Annotated in this window: 3 protein-coding genes; 2 read left to right on the plus strand and 1 reads right to left on the minus strand. The window is 70.4% G+C overall.

All coding sequences use genetic code 11. From position 1 onward, the window contains the following. Positions 1-95 precede the first annotated feature (95 nt). Positions 96-875, plus strand: coding sequence for an isochorismatase family protein (locus CH341_RS29920; RefSeq protein ID WP_111423081.1), 780 nt, complete (start codon positions 96-98; stop codon positions 873-875). A gap of 51 nt (positions 876-926) precedes the next feature. Here the strand turns inward: CH341_RS29920 and CH341_RS29925 are convergent, their stop codons facing one another. Then, positions 927-2,585, minus strand: coding sequence for a bifunctional diguanylate cyclase/phosphodiesterase (locus CH341_RS29925; protein WP_111423086.1), 1,659 nt, complete (start codon positions 2,583-2,585; stop codon positions 927-929). Between the two features lie 341 nt (positions 2,586-2,926). Here CH341_RS29925 and CH341_RS29930 point away from each other — a divergent pair. After that, positions 2,927-3,198: hypothetical protein (locus CH341_RS29930; RefSeq protein WP_111423083.1), on the plus strand; the 272-nt coding region annotated here is incomplete at its 3' end.

Below are 3,198 nucleotides of genomic sequence, written 5' to 3' on the forward strand. Positions count from 1 at the left end.
GTGGGAGGCGGTTCTTGCTCCGACACCGGTCGTCGTTCTCCGATCCGATCAGCCGAAGCCACACGACTCCCGATCCCCCGAGCCAGGAGAAAATCATGTCCGAACCGATCTGGAACAAGTTTCTGACCGAACGCGACAAGCAGGTGTTCGCGGCGTCCGGCTACGGCGCCAATGGCGGCTTCGGCAAGCGCCCGGCGCTGCTCGTCATCGACGTGAACTGGGCGTTCTGCGGCGACAAGCCGGAGCCGATCCTCGAGTCGATCAAGCGCTGGCGCAACTCGTGCGGCGCCGAGGGCTGGACCGCGGTCGCCCACATCAAGCAGCTCGTCGAGAAGGCCCGCGCCAAAGGCCTGCCGGTGATCTACACGACGGGCGTTCGCCGCGCCGACAACTGGGACGCCGGCTCCTGGGCGTGGAAGAACACGCGCAACAGCGAGGACAAGCTCGCGATCGTGCCGAACCTCGACGGAAACGAGATCGTCTCCGAGATCGCGCCCGGACCGAAGGACATCGTCATCACCAAGCAGAAGCCGTCCGGCTTCTTCGGCACGAACCTGGCGAGCTATCTCACGCTGCTCGGCGCCGACAGCGTGATCGTCACCGGCACGACGACGTCGGGCTGCGTGCGCGCCACCGTGCTCGACGCCTTCAGCCTGAACTACCGGGTGGCGCTCGCCGAGGAGGGTTGCTTCGACCGCAGCGAGGCGAGCCACGCCATCAATCTCTGCGACATGCACGCCAAATACGCCGACGTGGTGAAGACCGCCGAGGTGCTGACGTTCTTCGACGGCCTGGCGGACGGCCTGTTCGACCTGCCGAAGGGCACGCCCGAACCCGCGGTCGGCAGCACGCCGAAGCTCGCCGCGAACTTCTGATCCGGGGTCGGGTTTGCGAGGTTCTCGCGGGCCGAGAATGCCCGCGGGACCTCAGCGTGTCGCCGCCTCGCAGGGCGGCGTCGCCGGCCAGGGCGGCTCGGTCCGGGCGAGGCCGATCAGGCGGCCCTGCAGGTAGTCGCAGCCCCAGGAGGCGAGCAGCGCCGCGGCCTCCTCGTCCTGCACCCATTCGGCCACCGTCTCCAGCCGCAGCCGGCGGGCCAGATCCAGGAAGGTCTGCACGAAGGCGCGATCGTCCTCCGAGCGGGTGATGTTCTGCACGAAGGCGCCGTCGATCTTGACGATGTCGACGCCGAGCTTGCGCAGGTTGCGGAACGACGTGTAGCCGGCGCCGAAGTCGTCGATCGCCACCCGGCAGCCGAGATCCTTGGCGCGCGCCACGAAGCCGCGTGTCTCGTCGATGTCCTGGATGGCCGCCGTCTCGGTGATCTCGATCACCAGCCGCCGGGCCAGCTCGGGCCGGCCGCGCAGGCCGGCATTGAGTGCCTCCCACCAGTCGGCGTCGCTGGTCGAGGCGGGCGACACGTTGACGCTGGCGCAGAGCTGCGGCGCCCGGTTCATCTCCTCCAGCACCAGCTCCAGCACGCGATGGTCGAGCAGCCGGATCAGGCCGAGCTTCTCGGCGATCGGCACCACCTCGCCGGCGCTGATCAGCCCGCCGTCGGAGCGGCGGATCCGCATCAGGCACTCGTGGAACGCCGGTGCCCGCGTGTCGGTGCGGACCACCGGCTCGAAGGCGATGCGCACCCGGCGGTCGTTGAGCGCCGTGATGATCTCGTCGGAGGTGCGCACGCTGGCGCGCCGCAGCGCGTCGCGCTCGACGTTCGGCTGGTAGCCGTGGAACGAGCCGCAACGCTTCGACTGCGCGATCTCCAGCGCCTCCTTGGAGCGGGCCAGCGCGTCGTGCACGGAGCGGGCGTGGCGCGGCACCGTGACGCCGCCGACCGAGGCCGTCACGGCGACGGGTCCGGCCTTGGTCTGGACGACGCCGTCGCGCACCCCGGCGAGCAGTCGCTCGGCCGCGACCCGGATGTCTTCGGGCGTGCACTGCTTGAGGATGATGCCGAACTTGTTGCCCGAGAAGCGGCCCAGATGGTCGCCGCCGCGCATTCTGGCGCGCAGCCGCTTCGCCACCGCGGCGATGACGTCGTCGGCGACCTCGTAGCCGTAGGCTTCGTTGATGCGGCCGACATTGTCGATGGCGAGCAGCAGGAATCCCGAGGAGCCGCGGTACCGCACCGTCTCGTCGACGGTCGCGGCCAGAACCTCGGTCATGTGCCAGCGGTTCATCTCGCCGGTGAGGTCGTCGTAGCGCGACAGATAGGCGAGCCGCTCCTCGCGGGCGCGCCGTTCGTTGATGACCCGGACGATCCCGTGCACCCGCGACGGCTCGCCGCGCGATCCGGCGAACCATCGGCCGACATCCTCGACCCACAGCGGCTCGCCCCGGCCGGGCGGCACGATCGCGTACTGCACGGCGAACGGCACGCCGGTCCCCGAATCGGTCGTGCCGGAGCGCATCACGGCATCGAAGCGGGTCTCGGCGTTGTCGCCGGCGAGAATCTGCGCGAAGCCGCGCCCGGTGGCGATCGTCTCGTCGGTCGTGATGCCCAGCACGTCGCCGGCATTGGCGCCCCAGGCGAGCCGGTCGGAGCCGATGTCCCACGTGTACGGAACGTCGCCGATCGACATCAGGATGTCGCAGGCGTTCAGGGCGCGCGGGCACGCCTCGGGCGCGGCCGGAGTACCGGCCGCCGCGGGCGATCCCGGAGGCGGACAGACGGTCGTCTCGAAATGGGTCACGTCGGGATCGGTCCTCGCTGGGGACAGGCGAGCTGCTGGGGCGACAGCCTAGCGAGAAACGGTTAAATATTTGGTAACTTCCGCGGCGGGGATGCGGCGGTTCGGGTGGCCCGGAGGCGCGGGTCGGAAGGCGCCGGTCGACCGCGGCGCGACGTCGAACCATCGCGGCGGCACGCGCGTTGCGATGTGGAGTGGAGCGACAGAGCCCTGTCTCGTTTTGGAACAAGATCATGACCACCAGGCCGATCGACGCGTCCTCTCGTTTCGCCGCCGCCATGCGGCAGGCCCGCCAGCCCGATCTCCTCGATCAGGACCGGGACGAGCCGGCGTCGGACGCCGGGGCGACCGGCCGGGCGCTGGTGCCGCTGGTCACGGCGCGCGACGCGCCGCCGCGGCCCGCCGGCCGCAACATCGCGAGCTTCCTGGCCCAGCTCATCGCCACCAATCGCGGCCTGCCGCAGACCCGCGACCGCCGCCGCGCCGAGCCCGACGAGGCCCGCGC

Origin of the sequence: Rhodoplanes roseus, assembly GCF_003258865.1 — a bacterium.
In the GTDB taxonomy this organism is placed as follows: domain Bacteria; phylum Pseudomonadota; class Alphaproteobacteria; order Rhizobiales; family Xanthobacteraceae; genus Rhodoplanes; species Rhodoplanes roseus.